General features: G+C 68.9%; 20 protein-coding genes, 1 tRNA gene and 2 pseudogenes. 16 read left to right on the forward strand and 7 right to left on the reverse strand.

The genetic code is table 11. From position 1 onward, the window contains the following. Positions 1-13 precede the first annotated feature (13 nt). A complete protein-coding gene (locus ABT186_RS18325; RefSeq protein WP_351225662.1) occupies positions 14-799 on the forward strand; it encodes a Pr6Pr family membrane protein in 786 nt (261 codons plus the stop codon). Positions 800-832: 33 nt separating this feature from the next. Further along, positions 833-906, forward strand: a tRNA-Pro gene (locus ABT186_RS18330). Between the two features lie 148 nt (positions 907-1,054). Here ABT186_RS18330 and ABT186_RS18335 read toward each other — a convergent pair. Continuing rightward, on the reverse strand, positions 1,055-2,026 hold the full coding sequence (locus ABT186_RS18335) for a magnesium transporter CorA family protein (protein WP_351925797.1): 972 nt from the start codon (positions 2,024-2,026) through the stop codon (positions 1,055-1,057). Between the two features lie 348 nt (positions 2,027-2,374). On the opposite strand from ABT186_RS18335, the gene ABT186_RS18340 reads away from it, so the two are divergent. From ABT186_RS18340 to ABT186_RS18360, 5 genes and pseudogenes are all read left to right on the forward strand, one after another. Next, positions 2,375-2,935: a DUF5994 family protein gene (locus tag ABT186_RS18340; RefSeq protein ID WP_351925799.1), complete on the forward strand. Its 561-nt coding sequence runs from the start codon at positions 2,375-2,377 to the stop codon at positions 2,933-2,935. Positions 2,936-2,939: 4 nt separating this feature from the next. Next, the gene (locus tag ABT186_RS18345) at positions 2,940-3,164 is read left to right on the forward strand and encodes a hypothetical protein (RefSeq protein ID WP_351925801.1); all 225 of its coding nucleotides are present in this window, start codon (positions 2,940-2,942) and stop codon (positions 3,162-3,164) included. Between the two features lie 105 nt (positions 3,165-3,269). Further along, a complete protein-coding gene (locus ABT186_RS18350; RefSeq protein WP_351925803.1) occupies positions 3,270-3,530 on the forward strand; it encodes a hypothetical protein in 261 nt (86 codons plus the stop codon). 83 nt (positions 3,531-3,613) lie between these two features. After that, positions 3,614-3,886: a hypothetical protein gene (locus tag ABT186_RS18355; protein ID WP_351925805.1), complete on the forward strand. Its 273-nt coding sequence runs from the start codon at positions 3,614-3,616 to the stop codon at positions 3,884-3,886. 600 nt (positions 3,887-4,486) lie between these two features. Beyond that, positions 4,487-4,943: pseudogene (locus ABT186_RS18360) on the forward strand (Asp23/Gls24 family envelope stress response protein). A 131-nt stretch (positions 4,944-5,074) separates the two neighbouring features. Here the strand turns inward: ABT186_RS18360 and ABT186_RS18365 are convergent. From ABT186_RS18365 to ABT186_RS18375, 3 genes are all read right to left on the reverse strand, one after another. Next, positions 5,075-6,598: a LacI family DNA-binding transcriptional regulator gene (locus tag ABT186_RS18365; protein WP_351925807.1), complete on the reverse strand. Its 1,524-nt coding sequence runs from the start codon at positions 6,596-6,598 to the stop codon at positions 5,075-5,077. A 27-nt stretch (positions 6,599-6,625) separates the two neighbouring features. Continuing rightward, positions 6,626-7,000: a helix-turn-helix domain-containing protein gene (locus ABT186_RS18370; protein WP_351925809.1), complete on the reverse strand. Its 375-nt coding sequence runs from the start codon at positions 6,998-7,000 to the stop codon at positions 6,626-6,628. A 128-nt stretch (positions 7,001-7,128) separates the two neighbouring features. After that, on the reverse strand, positions 7,129-7,647 hold the full coding sequence (locus tag ABT186_RS18375; protein WP_351925810.1) for a helix-turn-helix domain-containing protein: 519 nt from the start codon (positions 7,645-7,647) through the stop codon (positions 7,129-7,131). A 300-nt stretch (positions 7,648-7,947) separates the two neighbouring features. Between ABT186_RS18375 and ABT186_RS18380 the strand changes: the two genes are divergently transcribed. The 4 genes from ABT186_RS18380 (at position 7,948) to ABT186_RS18395 (ending at position 12,837) form a co-directional block, all read left to right on the forward strand. Further along, positions 7,948-9,231, forward strand: a complete 1,284-nt coding sequence (locus ABT186_RS18380) for a DUF3631 domain-containing protein (RefSeq protein ID WP_351925812.1) — start codon at positions 7,948-7,950, stop codon at positions 9,229-9,231. A gap of 205 nt (positions 9,232-9,436) precedes the next feature. Then, positions 9,437-10,345: a DUF2637 domain-containing protein gene (locus ABT186_RS18385; RefSeq protein WP_351925814.1), complete on the forward strand. Its 909-nt coding sequence runs from the start codon at positions 9,437-9,439 to the stop codon at positions 10,343-10,345. A 141-nt stretch (positions 10,346-10,486) separates the two neighbouring features. Continuing rightward, positions 10,487-11,128 (forward strand): plasmid mobilization relaxosome protein MobC, encoded by a 642-nt coding sequence (gene mobC / locus ABT186_RS18390; RefSeq protein ID WP_351925816.1) that lies wholly within the window; start codon positions 10,487-10,489, stop codon positions 11,126-11,128. Beyond that, complete coding sequence (locus tag ABT186_RS18395; RefSeq protein ID WP_351925818.1) at positions 11,128-12,837, forward strand: relaxase/mobilization nuclease domain-containing protein; 1,710 nt, start codon at positions 11,128-11,130, stop codon at positions 12,835-12,837. The genes mobC and ABT186_RS18395 overlap by 1 nt, the downstream gene beginning before the upstream one ends. A gap of 74 nt (positions 12,838-12,911) precedes the next feature. Here the strand turns inward: ABT186_RS18395 and ABT186_RS18400 are convergent, their stop codons facing one another. Genes ABT186_RS18400 through ABT186_RS18410 form a run of 3 tightly spaced genes read right to left on the reverse strand, consistent with a single transcriptional unit; the run spans position 12,912 to position 15,395 of the window. Further along, a complete protein-coding gene (locus ABT186_RS18400; protein ID WP_351925820.1) occupies positions 12,912-13,637 on the reverse strand; it encodes a WbqC family protein in 726 nt (241 codons plus the stop codon). 28 nt (positions 13,638-13,665) lie between these two features. Continuing rightward, entirely contained in the window at positions 13,666-14,355 is a 690-nt protein-coding gene (locus tag ABT186_RS18405; RefSeq protein ID WP_351925822.1) for a YdcF family protein, read from the reverse strand. Continuing rightward, positions 14,352-15,395, reverse strand: a complete 1,044-nt coding sequence (locus tag ABT186_RS18410; RefSeq protein ID WP_351925824.1) for a helix-turn-helix domain-containing protein — start codon at positions 15,393-15,395, stop codon at positions 14,352-14,354. Before ABT186_RS18410 ends, ABT186_RS18405 begins: the two co-directional genes overlap by 4 nt. Positions 15,396-15,514: 119 nt before the next feature. Here ABT186_RS18410 and ABT186_RS18415 point away from each other — a divergent pair, with 119 nt between their 5' ends. The 5 genes and pseudogenes from ABT186_RS18415 (at position 15,515) to ABT186_RS18435 (ending at position 18,214) form a co-directional block, all read left to right on the forward strand. After that, complete coding sequence (locus ABT186_RS18415; protein ID WP_351925826.1) at positions 15,515-15,943, forward strand: hypothetical protein; 429 nt, start codon at positions 15,515-15,517, stop codon at positions 15,941-15,943. After that, positions 15,930-16,346: a hypothetical protein gene (locus ABT186_RS18420; RefSeq protein WP_225076985.1), complete on the forward strand. Its 417-nt coding sequence runs from the start codon at positions 15,930-15,932 to the stop codon at positions 16,344-16,346. Before ABT186_RS18415 ends, ABT186_RS18420 begins: the two co-directional genes overlap by 14 nt. Continuing rightward, on the forward strand, positions 16,343-16,579 hold the full coding sequence (locus ABT186_RS18425) for a DUF7848 domain-containing protein (protein WP_451377474.1): 237 nt from the start codon (positions 16,343-16,345) through the stop codon (positions 16,577-16,579). Before ABT186_RS18420 ends, ABT186_RS18425 begins: the two co-directional genes overlap by 4 nt. A 241-nt stretch (positions 16,580-16,820) precedes the next feature. Then, positions 16,821-16,979: pseudogene (locus tag ABT186_RS18430) on the forward strand (carboxyvinyltransferase); the annotation flags it as partial. Between the two features lie 260 nt (positions 16,980-17,239). Then, on the forward strand, positions 17,240-18,214 hold the full coding sequence (locus tag ABT186_RS18435; RefSeq protein WP_351925828.1) for an STAS domain-containing protein: 975 nt from the start codon (positions 17,240-17,242) through the stop codon (positions 18,212-18,214). Positions 18,215-18,259: the final 45 nt, after the last annotated feature.

The raw sequence follows: 18,259 nt of genomic DNA on the forward strand, positions 1-18,259 counted from the left end.
TTAGCGTGAGGGCATGATCCCGCCGATACCCAAGGACATCCCGGGCCTCCCGGCGGTGCCGAGCGTGCCGATGCTGTTGCCGGGCGCCGTCCCCGCCTCGGCCGTGGTGGCTCCCACGCACCGCCCTGCGGCAGCGGTCTACCGCCTGCTGGTGGCCCTGGCGGCCGGGGCGGCGGTGGCCGTCGACCTGGTCCTCGGCAGCCCGGTCCGGGTGCTGAGCTACTTCGCGATCCAGAGCAACGTGCTCATCGCGCTGGTCTTCACCCTGTCGTCCTGGCGGGCATGGACGGCCCGCCGCCCGCTGCCGCCGCTGGTGACGGGCGGCACGCTGTTCTACGCCTTGATCGCGGGCCTGGTCTACCACCTGATCCTGGTGTACGAGCCGGGCACCCTCTCGATGACAGGCCAGACCGGCGCGCTCACGGGCTGGCCCGCGCTCGCCAACCAGGTGCTGCACACGGTGACGCCCGTCGCGGCACTGCTGGACTGGCTGCTGCTGACAAGCCCGGCCATGCTGCGCCTGCGACACGCGCGGAGGTGGCTGCTGTACCCCATGGCCTACCTGGCCCTCTCCCTCATACGGGGCGAGCTGATCCCGCCGGGCACGCACGGGCGCTACCTCTACCCGTTCCTGGACGCGGGCGCGCTCGGCTACAAGAGCGTTCTCGGCAACGCACTCCTGCTGGGCCTGGGGTTCTTCGCCCTGGCCGTCCTCCTGGTCGCCCTCGACCACATCCGCCCGGCCCCGATCCGACGCCGCACGAAAACCGGATTTCGTCTCCAGCCACCAGTGGGCTAAAGTAAACGACGTCGCCGCGACAAGCAGCGACATCGGGGTGTAGCGCAGCTTGGCAGCGCGCTTCGTTCGGGACGAAGAGGTCGTGGGTTCAAATCCCGCCACCCCGACAGAGAAACACCAGGTCAGGCCCGGTGCTGAGAGATCAGCGCCGGGCCTGATTTGCTGTACGGCCCCGTTTTGGGAGCCATTTGGGAGCCGCCTTCAAGAAACCGGCTCCCAGGGCCCGTCTGTCGACGAGCACGCGGGAGCGTGTGGTCAGATCCAGTCCCCATGCTTGAAGGCGAAGTACAGCGTCAGAGAGACGACGATGACGGCGCTGGAAACGATGAATCCCGACTGGTGTCCGAAGCCGGGGTAGGGAAGGTTCTGTCCGTAGAAGCCAGTGATCGCCGTGGGCACGGCGATGATCGCAGCCCAGCTCGTCACCTTCTTCATGATCAGGTTCATCCGGTTCGCCTGCACCGACAAGTTGGTCTCCATCACCGAGGCCACCAGGTCGCGCAGCGATTCCGTCCACTCGCCGGCACGCAGCACGTGGTCGTACACATCTCGGTAGTACGGCAGCAAGGGGCCGTCGACGACGTCGAGGTCGGGGCGCATGAGGGCGTTGACGACCTCTCGCATGGGCAGTACCACGCGACGGAGCCGGACCAGTGATTTCCCCAGGGCGTAGGACTGGCGCTGTACGGTCTGGATCTGTCGGCCGCCTTCGACGAAGAGCAGAGCGTCCAGTTCCTCGATACGTTCGTCGAGTTGCTGCACCGCGGCGAAGTGCCCGTCGACGACATGGTCGAGCAGGCCGTGGAGCAGAAAGGCGACCCCGTGTGCTGCCAGAGCCGGGGTACAGTCCCAGCGGGCGACCAGATCGTCGACGGCGAACGTGGGGTCCTTGCAGACGGTGAGCAGCGCCCGCGGCGTGAGGATGACCGCGAGCTCGCTCATCGTCAGTCCTGCGCCGTCCGGATCGACGGCGACCGCGTAGACACTGAGGAAGTGATGGGTGCGGTAGTTGTCGAGTTTCGCCCGCTGTCTCTCGTGCAGCGCGTTCTCGAGAGCTAGCTCGTGGAGACCGAGTTCCTTGCCGACCGCCGTGAACTCGGCGCGGTCCGGGCGGTACAGGTCCAACCAAACGGTCGAAGACCGGTCCACCAGATGCCGGGAGATGTCCCGGACCGGGAAGTCCTCCTCGACCAGGGAGCCGTCGCGGTACAGCCGAGTACGGGCCATGTCGCGCACCCCGCACCAGCGGAACATCAGCGGACACCACTACCGGACATCCACCCCGACGGGCGGCACCGCCTTGATCGCCTGTCTGCGGGATTCGGAGTCGCCGCCGAACACGGAACCTCGTCCTCTCACCGTAAGTCGTGCGCCGCCGCACCGGCTGCGCTCGCCGACGGTTCCGGACTCGTTGTCTCTCGGTGAAATGCCTGCTCATGCGCACGCTCCGGAGCCTCGGAGCGGCGTAGAGTGAAAGCACCGGGAGTATTTCGCACAACGGCCGCCATGTCGGTGTCGTTCCCGGCGAGCAGCAACACCGGCCTCCGAGAGGAGGCTCGGGGACAGGTCCGCGTCATGACCGCGACCATCGAACCTACGATCATCAAAGAGCGCCTGCCTTCGGCGCCGGCCCGGCTGTCCCTGACCCCGACCGGCTCGGTTCCAGGTCTTCTGGACGGTGCCTGGTGGCCCCGCTCCCATGATCTCTTCCGGGAGATCCCCACTCTGACGGACGCGCTGGACGCGTGCTGGGGCCGGATCACCCACGTCACCGTGAACCCGGCCCACTGGCCCGTCATCCCGCGCAAGGTCCCCGTCACGGGGCACACGGTGCATGTCGGCTGGTTCGCCGACGAGCAGGACCCGAACAAAGTGATGCTCTTCTCCTACACGGTGGGCCGCCTGGACCTGCTGGTGATCCCTCCGGAGACGGAGCCGGCCGCCGCCGCCCGGCTGATGGCAGCAGCAACCGATCCGGGACGTATCCGCACCGCCAGCGGTCTGATGGCCGACGAGGCCATCAGCCACGACGCGACAGAGGCTCGGATCCTGGAAGAGGAATGGGAGACCGACGGCGGAGCCGCTTCGGCGGCCGGAGCCGCGATCGGGATCTCGAGTTCCGCCCCGAGGAGGTGAGGACGTGGAGACCGCCGTCACCGTCGCCGTGATCATCTTCGCGATCATCGCGGGAATGTTCCTGATCCACCGGCTCAACGCGCAGCATGACGGAGGAATCGGGGCGTTCCGCTACAGCGACGCCCTCCCGGGAATCGGCCGGCGGCCCCGTAAGAGCCCACGTGCCACCGTGCCGAAGGGTCCTCCCGCCGACGCCACACGCCGTGAGCATCGAGAGGGGAGCCGCTGATGACGCCGACCTGCTTCCAGCCAGGGTGGGGGTGGGGCGACGGCCGTCACACCCACCGGCGCGCCGCCCCTGATGCACGTCGTCCTTAGTGAGTAAGGGGTCACCATGAAGTCACCGGAACTGCCGTCGGCCGGGCACGCGGAGGTTCGTATCGTCGCCGCGGACCCGGAGACGGCTCGCCATGTCGCGGAGACTCTCCGCCGTTGTTTCGCCGCCACCGAAGCGCGCAGCTACCCCGCAGGCACCGACGGCGGAACACGACTCCACCTCACCGTGGACACCACGTGCATGGCGGAGCCGGTGCGCTCCTGGCTGTTGACCAGCCAGTCCTCCCGGGACGATCACACACAGCCGGACGAAATCTGAGGAGGATGCCCCTCAGCGGGGAAGGAGGACACCGCCCCAGACGTACGGGTTTCCGTCAGCGCCGGCACGAGAGGCAGGCGACCATGGCGACGTTGCACGAGCGGCAGCACTACCGCGAGGCGATCATGAAGACCCTGTACGAGGCCATCGAAGGCAATCGTCTTCTCGGCCTCACTGGGGCGCAGCTGCGCGAGGGCCTCGTCATGCCCGAGGAAGACCTGGCCGCCGCCTGCACGTACCTGGCGGCCGAGGGACTGATCCAGGTCGACTGGGCGCGAGGAAACACACCCGCGATGGTCACACTGCTGCACAAGGGGATCCAGCTCATGGAGACCGAGGAGAAGGACAGTGACTGACACGGCCCAGGCCGCCCTCAGGGCGCCAGCCGGTCACATGACGGCCATATCCTCCCATATGACTGAAACGGCCTCCCGGGCATACCCTGATGAGTGGGCCGGTGCACTCTCACGTGCAACGACCCGGAAGGGCGGCCCCGGTGTGTATACGCCGGGGCCGTTGCGTCACTGGCACATGCCACGGGGGAGAAGGCGTGATCCGCTGGGCCGATCCCCGCGAGTGACGCAACTGCGACGTCGTTGACCCGAAGGGCCGGGAGATCAGCGCGCCGTCTACGTGGACAACGGACAGCGACTGACCCGCCGCTGATGCCGGGGGCTGACGTGGTGCTCTATCTTCTGCTGCTCATCGTGGCGGTTGTGCTCGGCGTCGACCTTGTCCTCCTGAGAACGCGGATGGAGCGCAGCCGCGGGCCCCGCGTCCGGTAGGGCGGTCCGACCGGCCACCCGACCTACCCTCTGCATGGGGTACCACCGGCTCCTGGCGCAGTGCCCGACAGCGCTCACATGCCCTCGCCTGAGCGACGTCGGGCGCTCGCCGTTAGCGTGGGGGAAGGGACCCAACAGACCACCTGCGCCTCGGAAAAGAGGTGCCCGAAGATGGCGGATATCGGACTGCCGAACCGGCGTGAGACCCCTCGCGCGGTGTCATTGGGCGAGCGCAGCGGGAAGAGGGTGGGGGCGCCGCACGGAAGCGATCCAGGGTGGCGTGGCCGTACCACGATCGCCGACGGTGTGGTGGCGAAGATTGCCGGGATGGCCGCCCGGGACGTGCCGGAGTCCATTCGATGGGCGGTGGGTTCGCCCGTGGCATGGGGGCGATGCGTGAACGTATGCCCGGTGCCAGTGGGAAGTCCGTCACCAGCGGGGTGAAGGTCGAGGTCGGCGAGGTGCAGACCGCGGTCGATCTGGAGATCGTCGTCGAGTACGGCGTCTCCATCATCGATGTCGCGGGCGATGTCAGAGAGAACGTGATCGCTGCCATCTCAACATCGCGGTCGGCGATGTGCATTTGCCCGACGAGGACGAGGAACAACCAGAGCGGCAGCTCGAGTAACCGCCGGCAATCGCCGTAACCGCACGGGTGAGCTGACCGCACCGGGTTGACGCTGCCCGGCAAGGCGGCAGGAAAGACGGGTGTGTCCCTGGCGGTGACCGCCAGGGACACACCAGCACTCATCGCTGGGGCTATACAGGCAGACGCGACTCGCTGAATGCGCGCAGGAGATGGCTGAGTACGCGCACTGATGACGTGGGACTCATCGCCAGGCGGGCTTCGAGCGCCGTCTCCCACTGCTCGGTCAGCCCGATCACGAGCCGGTTGCGCATGCCGGGGGTGACGTGGGCGTAGCGCGCCGAGACCGAGCCGTCGATGTGGCCCATGCGTTCGTCCATGAGGACCTTCTCGGTGCCGAGGTCCTCCATCATCGTCCGGTGGGTGTGGCGAAGGCCGTGGGGTGTGAGTCCCTTGGCTATCGGAAGCCAGCAGGCATCGGCCCGTACGCTGGCACCCCGCCCCCGTGCCGGGACACCGGGCCAAGGATCGCCGAGCAAGGGCACCGGCCGGGCCTCCTGCGGCGCCTTCTTCGGGTACCAGCCGGAGACCGCCGGCGTGAACAGCCAGGTGGCGAAGCCGTTCCTGCGCCAGTGGGCGGCGTGGCCCGACACCGCGCCGCCTCGCACGAATCCGAGGTCCGCGATGGCCCGCTCCACCTTGGTGCGGGTGGATTCGGTGACGCGGTCAGGGTGGTTCAGGACGTTGGAGACAGTGCCCGCCGATACGTCGGCGCGACGGGTGACGTCGATGAGCTTCGCGCCCTGGTGGCCACCGGTACGAGCCGCGCCCTGTCCGCGGAAGACGTAGATCCGGCCATGACACGGGCACGGGGTCGGCTTCGTGCGGGCGACGTGGTCGGTCAGGAGCGCCGACAGCCAGTTCGGGGCGTCGAGGGTGCGGTAGCTGTCGTCCTTGGGCGGACAGCGCACCAGCTCGCCCGTGTCGAGTTCGTACAGCTGCCATTCGACACGGACGACCCCGGGTCGGGCGAACTCGGTCTCAAGGCCGACGATTTCGCCCCAGCGCATGCCGGTGTACCCCTTCAGCACCACGGCGACGAACTCGTCGTCGCGGCCAGAGAGCAGGGCGGCCCTCTCGGCGGTCAGCAGGATGCCGAGCGCGTCGGTGACGACCTTCTCCGGACCACGGTCGCGGGAGCGGCCGGCGCGCTTGCCGCGTCCGCGCCGCCTGGCGGCCGGGTTTGACGTGATCAGGCCCTCGTCAATCGCGTCCTCGAAGATCAGGTGGAGCGTCGAGCGCCAGGTCTTGACGCTGGAGGCCGCGTAGGCGCTCTTCTCCTTCTTCTCCCAGAGGTCGACGTCCGTGCGCAGGATGCCGGCGAGCGCCTTGTCCTCGAACTCGGGGAGCAGGTGCTCCTCGATGTGGCGCTTGTAGTTCTGCATGGTCGAGGCGGCCAGGTCCTGGCCCTCGTACCAGCGGTTGGCGTACTCGCCGAAGGTCTCCTGGCCGAGCGCCGGGTCGCGCCAGTCGCCGCGCCGGTACTTGTTCTCGGCCTCGCTCGCGGCGCGCTGGGCCTCGCCCTTGGTGGCGAACCTGATCGCCTTGCCGGTCTCGTCGACGACCGTGAGGTGCTTGCCGGGCGCGGTCTTGTATCGGCCGCGCCAGTAGTTTCCGCGCTTCTCCGCGAAACCCATGTGTTCCTCCCCTTCCTCGTCGTCGACCTAAGCGGCGGTACCGAACTGGCTCTGGCGTGCTCGGCGTGGTGGCCGGGCGCGCAGGCGGGCCGTGGGCACGGCAGACGGCTGGGAGGGCTTGAGAGTTGGCGGCTTGCGGGCGGGAGCAGGGGCTGGATGCTGCCGCGGGGAGGTAGGTCGGGCCTCGTGCATGCGGATGATCTCCGCGAGGTGCTCGCCGGTGAAGCGGTAGGCGCGGCCGACGCGGGTGAACGGGATGAGGCGTCGCCGGGCGCGGTCCTTGACCCACCAGGCAGAGCAGCCGAGGACGGCGGCGACCTCCTCCGGGACGTACAGGCGCGGGGGAGTGGCCTCCGAGTGCGGAGTCGGCGCGGGGGCAGGGAGTATCGCGGATTGGCGCAAGGGGTGAGTCCTCTTCTGGCGGGCGTGGGTGCGGCAACACCGGCCCGCCGGTCGATCGCTAGGGATGAGGTGAGGTGTCCGTGCTGGGGGTTTGCGGGCCCAGGACGGGAGTGAATGAAGGCCGGTGGCTACGCCTCGCCTGAGGAGCTGGTGTCCTCGTGCTGCTCGGCGGACGACGGTCCGTACGACTCCAGCAGGTGCTTGGCAGCTGCCTCGGCCATGGCGTTGGAGACCATCACGTCCGCTTCCTCGCGGATGTCGGGGTGTTCGGCGAGGTACACGTCCAGGGCGTCACGTGCCTGGGTGAAGGCGGCGTTGGCGCGCTGGGTCTCGCGGTACGCGTCCACGACGGCGTCGATGAGTTCCATCGCGCGGGCCTGAGCGGCGAGCTGCGGGGGGCCGACGAGGTTGCGCAGGTCGATGCCGAAGACCTCGGCGAAGCCGATGGCCTCGTCGAGGTTGATGCGGCGCTTGCCGTTCTCGATGCGCCAGACCGCCGACGGGTTCATGTCGAAGCCGGCGTCGTTCAGGCGGTCGGACAGAGCGTTGGTGCTCCAGCCGCGCGCCTCGCGCTCGAGCTTGATGCGCACCGCGACGTTCGCCTCGCCGCTGAGCAGCACGCCCTGCGGGGCGTCTTCGTCCGCCACGGCCACCTCCTTCCATTCGTAGCAAGTCACTGCCGTATGCAGCGACCCATACACAGTAACATCCTTCTGCGAGATGCAGAGCACTTCTGCAATCGGCAATTCATGTGGCATGCTGGTAGCCCCGCCCCCTCCAGCCCGAGGAGTCCCCGCGCCCCACCCCATGTAGCGCCACATGCAAAAAGCCCCCGGCTGTCACCGGGGGCCAAGCGCAAACCTCTCAACCGCCATCCCTAGCGATCGACCCGCGTGGCCGGGATTGCCGTCCCATATGGCCCGCGAGCAGAGGAGCTGATGCCCAGTATGACCGAACCCCAGCCGAATACGCCATCCCTCCAGGCCGACGGCACACCGGCCGACGCAACCGGCCAGCCGACTCACACCGCGCCACCCGCAGACGCAGCCCGCCACGACGAACCCAAAGTCGTGCCTGCGTTCGAGGGGGCTCAGATACTGGATGACCTGCGGGCCCGGATCAAGCAGTTCGTCGTGATGCCGAGCGACGAGGCCCTCACCGCAGTAACCCTGTGGGTGGCGGCCACCCATCTGCAGCCCGCGTGGCAGCACGCGCCGCGCCTGGCAGTGGTCGGTCCGGCCAAGCGGTGCGGCAAGTCGCGGCTGCTCGACGTGGTGACCGAGACCGTGCACGCACCGCTGATCACGGTCAACGCCAGCCCTGCGGCGATCTTCCGCTCGATCACCGCCGAGGATCCGCCCACGCTCCTGGTCGACGAGGCCGACACGCTGTTCGGCACCGCCAAGTCGGCTGAGCGCAACGAGGACCTGCGCGGCCTGCTGAACGCCGGCCACCAGCGCAACCGGCCCACCTTGCGTGTCACCGGCCCTGAACACACACCGGTCGCCTTCCCGACCTTCGCCATGGCCGCCCTGGCGGGCATCGGTGACCTCCCCGACACGATCATGGACCGGTCGGTGGTCATCCGGATGCGCCGCCGGGCACCGGGCGAGACCGTCGCGGCGTTCCGCACAGGGCGGGACACCCCCGCCCTGCACGCCGTACGCGACCGCCTTACCGCCTGGCTCCAGCCCCGGCGCACCGAGGCGATGGACGCCGAGCCGGGCATGCCGGTCGAGGACCGCGCCGCCGACACCTGGGAGCCCCTGGTGATCGTCGCCGACCTCGCGGGAGGCGACTGGCCCCCGCTGGCCCGAACGGCCTGCCGGGTGATGACCGCCCACGAGTCGGGCAAGGACGCGGACACAGGGCTACGCACCCGCATCCTGATCGACATCCGCCGGGTCTTCACCGCCGAGCGCAACCCCGCCGCGCTGCGCACGAGCCGTCTGCTCGAAGAGCTCAACAACGACGAGGAAGCGCCATGGGCCGAGTACGGCTCTACCGGGCTGACCTCGCGCCGACTCGGGATTCTGCTGGAGGACTACGGCATCCGCCCGGGCAATCGCCGTTTCCCCGGCGGCGGCCAGGCCAAGGGCTACGCCCGAAACCAGTTCCTCGACGCATGGGCTCGCTACTGCCCCGCACCAACGGCCGAAACGGCGAATCCAGCCGAGCCCGGCGAGGGCGCAGGCACCGGCACCGGCACCGGCACCGGCACCGCAGCCTGACCCGGCTCGACCCGTCACACCCGTCCCCGCGCAGGTCAGCGCAGGGACGGGTGATCGGCCCGCAACGGGTCAACCCGACATCGTCATGTCTCTCGTACCTGCCCTGACCAGGCACGCAACGGGTGGTACGAGTCACCGCACCTCACAGCGGCCCCTTCCTCCTGCGCCAGTGAGCGCCGCCCAACACCAACTGGAGTGCTTCCTCTTGACTCCTCGCACCACCGTCACCGCACCCTCCGCCCTACCGGGCAGCGCCGCGATCCGCTTCGGCATCGTCCTGCTCGGTGCCATCGGTTTCGCCCTCTCCTACGACGCCCTGCGTCAGATGGCCGTCGCCATCCACATCCGCGGAATGCTCACCTATGTCTTCCCGCTCGTGATCGACGGGTTCATCGCCATCGGCGTCGGCACCCTGCTCATCCTGCGCACCGCCCCGCTGCGCTCACGCCTGTACGTATGGGCGCTCGTCGGACTGGCCACCGCCACGAGTATCTGGGCCAACGCCCTGCACGCCGTCCGTCTCAACCAACAAACCCGCCCGGACGGACTGCACCTGGACGACATCACCGTCGGCGTCCTGTCCGCCATCGCCCCGCTCGCTCTGGCCGGCGCCGTCCACCTCTACATCGTGATCCGCCGCCATCCCACGCCTGGCGCCCAGGAAGTGGGCGCCGCCGTACGCCACACCCCTGCCACCCACAGCCACAACGGCACCGATGGCGCCCAGCTCGCCGCCCCCGCCGAAGAGGACCCCGATCGCCCGGACCCACTCGCTCTTGAAGTGGCAGACGGTCACATCGACGTGGCTCGGGTTTCCGCCGACGCGGCGCAGGGTGCCGCCAACGCGCCGGAGCTCCCACAGCCTTCTGCCGAGCCGGAAGCCCAGAAGCCTCGCGCTGTGTCCGGCGACCTCCTCGCCATAGCCCGCACCGCGCCACTAGGACGCGGTGGCCGCGCCTCCCGCCGCCACATCGAGGAGGCAATCCGTGGCGAGGGCCTTTCCATCAGCCGGGCTGACGCGGAAACGGTCAAGGACGCCCTGCAGGCCGAACTCGACGAGGCCATCACTCAGAGGCAGACCGAACTCGACCAGGCTGCCGCTGGCGCTTTCTGAGTCCTACGCCCGCTCACGTCGCCCCCCTCTCGACTCGCACCACCCGTCCCCGCACAGGTCAGCGCGGGGACGGGTGATCGGCCCGCAACGAGTCCACCCGACATCGCCCCGCATCACGAACGCTCTACGGAGAACCTCCTCATGCACGACCCGCACGACGGACTCCCCACCACCCAAAAGGCGATGACGACCACCGCCACCCAGCCAGCAAGGTATGCCGCTGGACCGTCCAAGGGCCGGTCCAACGAAGCAGCCTCCGCCCCAGGGGTGGCGGAGGCCCTCGGGGACCAGGAGGTGCCCGAGGAGGAACAGCCCGTCGACACCGCCACAGTTCCGCTGCCGCGAGCCGCCGACGCCGCCGCGCTGCACCGCGTCGCCCGACGCCGCCAGCGCAAAGACACCCAGCGCAAGGAGCGTGTCGACGTGCGCTACAGCGTCGACGAGAAGGCCGACATCCTCCGCATGGCCAGGTCGCTGAACATCGCCGGCGCCCACTACGTCGGCGCCGTCGTCATGGCCCACCTCCACGGCGACCTCACCGTGCCCGGCCAGCGCACCCCGCTCGACGACTACATCGACGAGCTGACCGCCCTCCGCAGCCAGGTCGCCAAGATCGGCCACAACATCAACCAGATCGCCAAGAAGCTCAACTCCGGTGGCCATTCACACCCTGGGGACACCGCCCTCCTGAGCCAGGCCGAACGCACCCTGGACGTGGTCGGCACCACCGTCCGCCACATCGCGGCAACCACAAACCAGGCAGCCGCCAAGAAGGCAGCCTGATGATCGCGAATATCCGTAGCGGCAAGGAAACCGCCGGCCTCATCCGGTACCTGTTCGACACGAAGAGGGCCAAGGACCACACAGACCCACATCTGGTCGCCTCCTGGGATGGCTTCGCACCCGACCCAGGCCGTTCCGAGGACGTCGACGCCACGAGGAACCTCTTGGTGGCGGACCTGGACCTGCACGTCAAGCAGGCCACACGGCTCGGCCGCGCCCCCGAGCGGCACGTGTGGCACTGCTCGGTACGCGCCGCGCCCGAAGACCGCATCCTCAGCGACGAGGAGTGGGCCGACATCGCCCGCCGGGTCGTCGCCGCCACCGGCATCGCGCCGGACGGCGACCCAGACGGCTGCCGCTGGGTCGCCGTCCGCCACGCCCCCGACCACATCCACATCGCGGCCACCAAAGTCCGCGGCGACCTGCGCATCGCGCGCCACTGGAACGACTACCTCACCGCCGACCGCGAACTCGCCGCGATCGAGGAGGAATACGGCCTGCGGCAAGTCGTACGCGGTGACCGCACCGCCGCGAAGCGCCCGACCCGCGCCGAGCAGGAAAAGGCCCACCGCCAAGGCCAGCACAAGCCCGCTCGCGAACGCCTGCGCTCCACCGTCCGCACCGCAGTAGCCGCCGCCACCAGCGCCGAGGAGTTCGTACACCTGCTCAGCCACGTCGACGGAGTACTCGCCGAAGTCGTGTACTTCCCCTCCGGAGACGTACGCGGCTACAAGGTCGCCTGCGAAGACACAACCACCGCCAGCAACGAGCCCGTCTGGTTCTCGGGCTCCGAACTCGCCCCGGACCTGTCCTTCCCCAAGATCCGCGAGCGACTCGAAGCCATCGACCCACAGCCCGCCGAGCAGCCGGGCCGACGCAGGCCCAACCCCTGGCACCAGGCCACCGCAGCCGCCGAACGCATCCCCCACCGCCTCGACCATGCCGACGATGAAGCCGCCCAAGGTCACCTCGCCGCATTCGGCGAAGCCCTCGACGCCCTACCTCTCATCGCGCCCCAGCCCGTTCGATCCCAACTCCGTGAGGCAGCGACCACGTTCGAGCGCGCCACCCGGTCCCGCATCCGAGCCGATCACCACCATGCCCGTGCCCTGCGCGGTGCCGTGCGGGCCATGCTCCGCGAGACTGCCCCCAGGGACGGAGCTGCCCTGGCGATGTTCCTCGACGCCGCGATCCTCGCCATCATCGCCGCCGCTCGCTGGCACGAGCTCCGCCACCACGACCAGCAAGTCGCTGCCGCCCATCAGGCCGTGATCTACCTCCAGGCGGCTTACGCCCAGGTGGCTGCCGCGCCCCTGACCGCCCTGGCCCAGCGCCGACCGCCGCAGCAGATGGTCGAGCGGCACATCCACGTCATCCGACGGTCCGTGCCCGAACACGCGGCGCAGGTGATGGAGGACGGGGCCTTCGACGCCCTCGCTGCCACACTCGCCGAGGCCGAGGCCGCAGGACACGACCCCGAGCAACTCCTCCAGCAAGCCGCCGATCAGCGAGCTCTGGACGATGCTCGCCACCCAGCACGGGTCCTGACCTGGCGTGTCCAGCGTCTCAGCGCAAGGCCGGCGCCCAGCGCACGCGCCCGTGCAGCGCAGGCCCGCAGTGCAGCGTGGCGCCCCGGCGTGCCACCACTGCATGCGACAACGGCGGCTTCCCCAGCCACCCTGCAACCGACCCAAGCTCGGCGGCGCTGATCAGGCCGGGGCGGACAGCTCGGGAGTGACCAGTTCCAACGCTTCTTGTGCCGCGTCCGAAGTATCTGGCACGGTCACGACGCGAATCCAAGGCGGTGATTTTCTCGCTGGGCAGCCAAGTGGTTCGCCAGTGCCCCGGGGCCGATCTCGCTCAGGACCCAGAGGCTGCTGGACCGCCGGGCCCACTGCCAGAGCGGGTCGCCGGTATCCGCAGGGGTGTGGAAGGGCAGTACGGGGATGCCGTGGGTATTGAAGGGATCGGGGTCGAGGTAGCGCAGACCGCCGGTGCCGCACAGATAGTGGGTACTGCCGGTGGCCATGGCAAGGTCGGCAAGACGCTCGGACCGGCTTTGGCGAGCCGGGATCCCACTGCTGTCCAACACTTCCCCTGCCCAGCCAAGGACGCCGAGCATGGCAACCGTCGATGCTCTCGCGATGCTGGCCACACAGTCTGTGGTGGCAAGCGCGTACACAACCGCGTCCAGGACCTCGGACACGGCACCCCAGTGGGAGCTGCGCCCGTAGTACTGGCGCACAAGCAGCTCGACCGTGCGGCGCGAGTGGCCGGGATCAACGAGCCGAGCCTGGTTGATCAGTGTCGGACGTCCATGGGGAAGATGTGTCGGCAGTGTGAGCCACTGCTGCCGACCGGGATCGCCCAAGGCGGCGAGACGTGCTCGGTGCTGGTAGTCGCGCCGGGCGAACTGCACGTCGTCGAGGACGATCCAGCGGTCGGCGGCGAAGAGCTTCGCCAGAGTGGACAGCCGTGGGAACAGGTTCGGTTGATGGATCGCGCACATCCCGCTCGGCGGGCTGACGCGGGGTGGCTCAGGTGCTGATGAGGCGGCTGTCGAAGCCGGCGCCCAGGAGTCGCTCGTAAGCGTCATAGACATCCCCCGGTACTTCCTGCTCGATGGCAAAACCAAGCTTTGGGTACTCGATCACCCGTTGCAGGTCGCCGACGAGCATGTCGACGACGAGCTTCTCGTCGCCGATGGACTTGATGTAGTCGTCCAGCTCCAGCGGTTCGGAGGCGCAGACGACCTCGGCCTCGGGCCACAGTTTGCGGCAGGTCGCATAGGAGCGGCGCTCCATGTACGGCTTGGAGATGAGGAGCAGCGACTCGATCTCCACCCCGGCCTCGGCGAGCAGCTCGCGGGAGAAGGTGATGTTCTGGCCGGTGTTGGCCGCCTTCGACTCGACCAGGATCGCCTCGTCCGGCACGCCCAGGCCCAGGGCGTGCTCGCGATAGTGGACGGCCTCGCCGCGAGGGAAGCGGGCACGGGTGGTGGGGCTGTTGCCGCCGCTGAAAACCAGGACGGAGAAGAGACCAGCACGGTACAGATCGGCGGCCGCGGTGGCCACACCGAGGTCGTGGCTGCCGAGACCGATCGCCGCCGAGCAGGGCCGCTGCTCGTGGCCCATCTGGTGGTAGTTCCAGATCAGTGTCGCGTCGTGGAACTGCTCGTCGGTGATCTGGCGCTGCTCGTGCTCCGGCACTGGCACTCCCTGGCTCATCCCTGCTGACCCTTTCGGATGCCCTCGATGCTGCGGAACTGGTGGCTCAGCCCATACTGGCGAGCCACCTGTGCCGCTTGGTCGAGGACGGACAGCCCATCATTCCGGGTCGCCGCGTCCGACAGAAGGATGTGCCCGTGGGCGGTGTCCAACCGCACCCGCTGCATCGGGGAGTCGACCGTCCCGGTGCTGCGTGCGATGTCGATGCAGTGCAGGGCCTGCTTCAGGTCGCCGGCGCCGCGGTGGGCCAGGGCCAGCTTCTGGTGGGCGACCGACCAGTCCTCCGGCTCACCCAGATCCTCGAAGGCGCGGGTGGCAGCAGTCATCACGCGGGTGGCGTACTCGTTGTTGCCCTCCTTGCTCAGCGCCGTACCCACCCAGAGTCCAGCTCTGGCTCGGTCGCGGGGGCTCAATCGCTCGTCTAACGAGAGGAGTTCGTACTGGCGGGCAGAGGCATCGAGCTGGCCGGACATTTCCTGTACGACGGCGAGGGACAGCTCGATCTGCGCGACGCGACGCGGGATGTTCAGCTCGGTGAACATGCCACGGGCGGTCAGGTAAGAGTGCCGGGCGGAGAGCGGCCCCAGGATGGCGCCTTGATCGCGCTGGAGGTCGCCGAGGAGGACGAGGGAACGTCCGTAGAGGTAGAGCCCCTTGTCGTCGAGGTCGTGCGGGTCGTAGCGGCTCAGCCAGCGGTTCAACAGGGACGAGGCGAAAGGGAAGTTCTGGCGGCTGACACAGACGACAGCGCGGTCGATGTCCTCGGTCCACGTTTCGTGGTCTGCCGGCCGCGTGCTCTTCCGTCCGGGAGACACCAGCGCCTCGAAGCGGGCCTGAGCAGCGGAGTCCGCACGGGCGAGCGCGGTGTCGAGGATTGCCTGGGTGTCCGGCCGGGGCTGGGTTTCGGTGCCGAGGCTCTCCCACTTGGCGACCGTGCGCAGCGCGACACCGAGGTGCTCGGCGAAGGCGCGCGTGCTCATGCGCAGCGCTGCGCGCAGGGCGCTCGCTTCCCGGCCGGTCCATTGCTGCACGCTGACCACGAGTAACCTCCCTCCGTCACGTATGTAAGCACTCTCGGTGACGAGGTGGGGCGGGAAGTGCAACGTAAGTGCAACAGCAGGTCATTTCGAGGCCGTTCACGGAGGCCGACGCTGTGGGCATGGACGACGAACTCATCACCGAACGCCGCTCCGTGGCCTTCCCCCAGGTCTTCGGCTACCTGCGCCACGTCACCGGTGGCCTGACCCGCCACGCAGCGCTCATCGACTGCCTCACCGAGTACTGCCGGCAGCATGAGCTGACCCTGGGCGGCGTATTCACAGACCGCGACCCAGCGGTGGCCGTCCACTCCCCCGCCTTCGTCGGTCTCCTGGACGCGCTCGAACTGCCCGGCAGCTATGGCGCCGTGGTTCCCGCCCTCAGCCATCTGGGTCCGCAGCGCGTTGTGGCCGAGCGGAAGCGACAGATAACGGCAACGAGCGCCCGTCTGATCGTGGTGCGCACCGTCGGGCCGGCACAAGCCCCCGTTCCTTCTCCCGACGCTGGCTCCGACCACCAGTGCAAAGGAGTGCGTGATGTCCGTTCGTGAGGCGCTGCGAAGCGCACCCGTGGTCAACGACGCGCCCGGCCTGCGTCTGCTCCGGGTCGGCGAAGGCTGGGACCTTGTGCGAACCACCGCGGAGATCGGTCTCCTGGCCCTGGCCCACCTGCGCGTCACTGGTGCGGCGATCGGTCCAGTGTTGTACGACAGCCCCAACGGGCGTCTCTACTACGCCATCGAGACCGGCACCGCCGAAAGCTGGGACGACCTGCCGGTACGACACCTCTCCACCAACTCGTGGCTCGTCGCCCCCAGCCTGGAGCTGATCGACGACTGGTTCGGTGGCTGGTACGAGCTGCCCGACGACGACACCCTCACCGACGCCGGCGCCCTGCACGCCGCCCTCCAGCACCCATACGTCAGTACCGCTCTGGAAGGGGCTGGCCGGTGAGCAGCCGAGCGGTCGTCTGCCACAAGGAATGGATGCTCCAGCCGGACAGGGAACCGGATGCCGAGCCCACCACCTATGCGATGCAGTGCGCAGTCTGTGGCGAGAGCTCGCCGACCAGCTCCGACTTCGCCGAACCGCAGGACTGGGTGTTCGAGCACGGCGGCCGCAACCCCACGCACCACACGTACCGAGAGATCATCTCCCGGCCGTGGCGCGCCTGGTGGAAGCAGTGATGGGCCGCGCAGTGAGCCGACTGGCCCGCTACACGGGGCCGCTTCTGATCATGCTGATCTCCGCCTCATGCGGATTCGTGATCGGCTTCGCAGTCGCCGCCGCCCCGAACGGCCCCTGAGCCCCCGTCCCTGCCGGAATCCCGCCACCCCGACAGCCGTAACACCAGGTCAGGCCCGGTGCTGAGAGATCAGCACCGGGCCTGATCTGCTGTATGCCTCCGCTTTGGGAGCAACCTCTTGCCCCCACCTGACTCGCCTGGGTGCCGAGTTCCACGAATTCTCCCCCACCAAGTGCCGCTTCACCGGCCCACAGCAGCTGGCCGGCGCAGGGGTGGAGGCCACCGACATCCGCACAGGGTCCGCCCTGCTCATCGCCGGCCTCACCGCCCGCGGCGTCAGCGGGAGTGTCCTGGCGCGCCCTCGGCGCAGCCGCTTCCGGTTGCGGCCGACGTACGGTTGAAGTACCGAGGGCATCACGCACTCCGGCCGCCACGCCGGGTCGTCCTCGGCGAGAGACGAGTCCGGGCCGCCCCAATCGTCGGCGCGGAGACGGGTCGGCATCATGTCCGCCGCGGTCGAAGCAACTCCGCGCGAGCTCATCATGGCTGGGGCCGCGCTGAGCACCCGCGCGGGTCCGCGCCCCCACCAAGGGGAGGCGTGATGACCCTTTCCCGGCTGGACATTCATAGGCGGAACCGAGGGGAGCGGACGTTCGTCACGCTTGCTGGTGACATCGGGCCGGCCACGACGCCGCTGCTGCGGGCCGCGTTGGAGCAGTGTCTGCTGGACGGTGTCACCGTGATCGACATCGACCTGACCACGGTCGGCTCCTGCGACGCGGGGGGCCTGGACGTCCTCCGGTCGGCATCACGGCGCGCCGGCCGGGTCCACGCCTGCCTGAGGCTGCAGCACCCGTGCGCGCAGATCACCCGGCTCCTCGATGTCACCGGATCCACTTCGCTGCTCCTTACCGGCCAGGTGAGTCCCGTGCCGCCCACCGCATCCGGCAACCTTCTGAGTACCGCGCCGCGGGCGCCCGGGGACCCCGCTCGTCGGCTGGATCAGCCGGTCCTCAAGGACGGGATCCGGCTTCGCCGGCTGACCCGCTGGCAGGCCGAAGACATGCGCGAGGACATCGCGGACCTGGCTGCGGAGTCCGTCGCGGGCACCCCCGGCGAGGCGTACCACGACCGTGGAGACTTCCTGCACCGCCTGGCGGTCACTGCCCACCGCCCCGGCTTCGCCCTGCTGGTCGCAGAGACGACGGTGCTGGTCGGTTGCGCCTTCGGTTTTCCGGTGGGTGCTGACGGTTCCGGCCGGCGGGGGTTCGACGGAACGCTCCAGGGGATCATCCATCGGCTCACCTCCCGCGCACGGTTCGTCGTCCTCACCCAGGTGGTGGCCCATCCGCACGCTCAGCACCGCGATATCGCCCGCCGCCTGCAGCAGCGTCTGCTCACAGACCTGCACTCCTGCCTCGGGGTCACCCTGCTGCATCCTGCCGACCAGGCAGGACAAGCCGCCTTCTCGTCCTGGGGTTGGCAGAACATGGGTGAGGTCGTCGGGCTGCCCGGCGCCGTCGCCCCCTGTGTGCTGACCCTGTCCGTCGAAGGGCTGGCCTTGGCACGCCGATGATTTGGCAGAGGGGCGATGAGCCGGCGGTCGTACCGGCCGGCTGTC

The organism is Streptomyces sp. NPDC001634, assembly GCF_040298185.1.
Lineage (GTDB): Bacteria > Actinomycetota > Actinomycetes > Streptomycetales > Streptomycetaceae > Streptomyces.

Bases quoted from the DNA above. Each gene is read 5' to 3' on its own strand.
- ABT186_RS18400 (WP_351925820.1), bottom strand. From the start codon at position 13,637: ATGTGCGCGATCCATCAACCGAACCTGTTCCCACGGCTGTCCACTCTG.
- ABT186_RS18405 (WP_351925822.1), bottom strand. From the start codon at position 14,355: ATGAGCCAGGGAGTGCCAGTGCCGGAGCACGAGCAGCGCCAGATCACC.
- mobC (WP_351925816.1), top strand. From the start codon at position 10,487: ATGCACGACCCGCACGACGGACTCCCCACCACCCAAAAGGCGATGACG.
- ABT186_RS18325 (WP_351225662.1), top strand. From the start codon at position 14: ATGATCCCGCCGATACCCAAGGACATCCCGGGCCTCCCGGCGGTGCCG.
- ABT186_RS18350 (WP_351925803.1), top strand. From the start codon at position 3,270: ATGAAGTCACCGGAACTGCCGTCGGCCGGGCACGCGGAGGTTCGTATC.
- ABT186_RS18415 (WP_351925826.1), top strand. From the start codon at position 15,515: ATGGACGACGAACTCATCACCGAACGCCGCTCCGTGGCCTTCCCCCAG.
- ABT186_RS18340 (WP_351925799.1), top strand. From the start codon at position 2,375: ATGACCGCGACCATCGAACCTACGATCATCAAAGAGCGCCTGCCTTCG.
- ABT186_RS18335 (WP_351925797.1), bottom strand. From the start codon at position 2,026: ATGGCCCGTACTCGGCTGTACCGCGACGGCTCCCTGGTCGAGGAGGAC.
- ABT186_RS18355 (WP_351925805.1), top strand. From the start codon at position 3,614: ATGGCGACGTTGCACGAGCGGCAGCACTACCGCGAGGCGATCATGAAG.
- ABT186_RS18420 (WP_225076985.1), top strand. From the start codon at position 15,930: ATGTCCGTTCGTGAGGCGCTGCGAAGCGCACCCGTGGTCAACGACGCG.
- ABT186_RS18395 (WP_351925818.1), top strand. From the start codon at position 11,128: ATGATCGCGAATATCCGTAGCGGCAAGGAAACCGCCGGCCTCATCCGG.
- ABT186_RS18380 (WP_351925812.1), top strand. From the start codon at position 7,948: ATGACCGAACCCCAGCCGAATACGCCATCCCTCCAGGCCGACGGCACA.
- ABT186_RS18365 (WP_351925807.1), bottom strand. From the start codon at position 6,598: ATGGGTTTCGCGGAGAAGCGCGGAAACTACTGGCGCGGCCGATACAAG.
- ABT186_RS18435 (WP_351925828.1), top strand. From the start codon at position 17,240: ATGACCCTTTCCCGGCTGGACATTCATAGGCGGAACCGAGGGGAGCGG.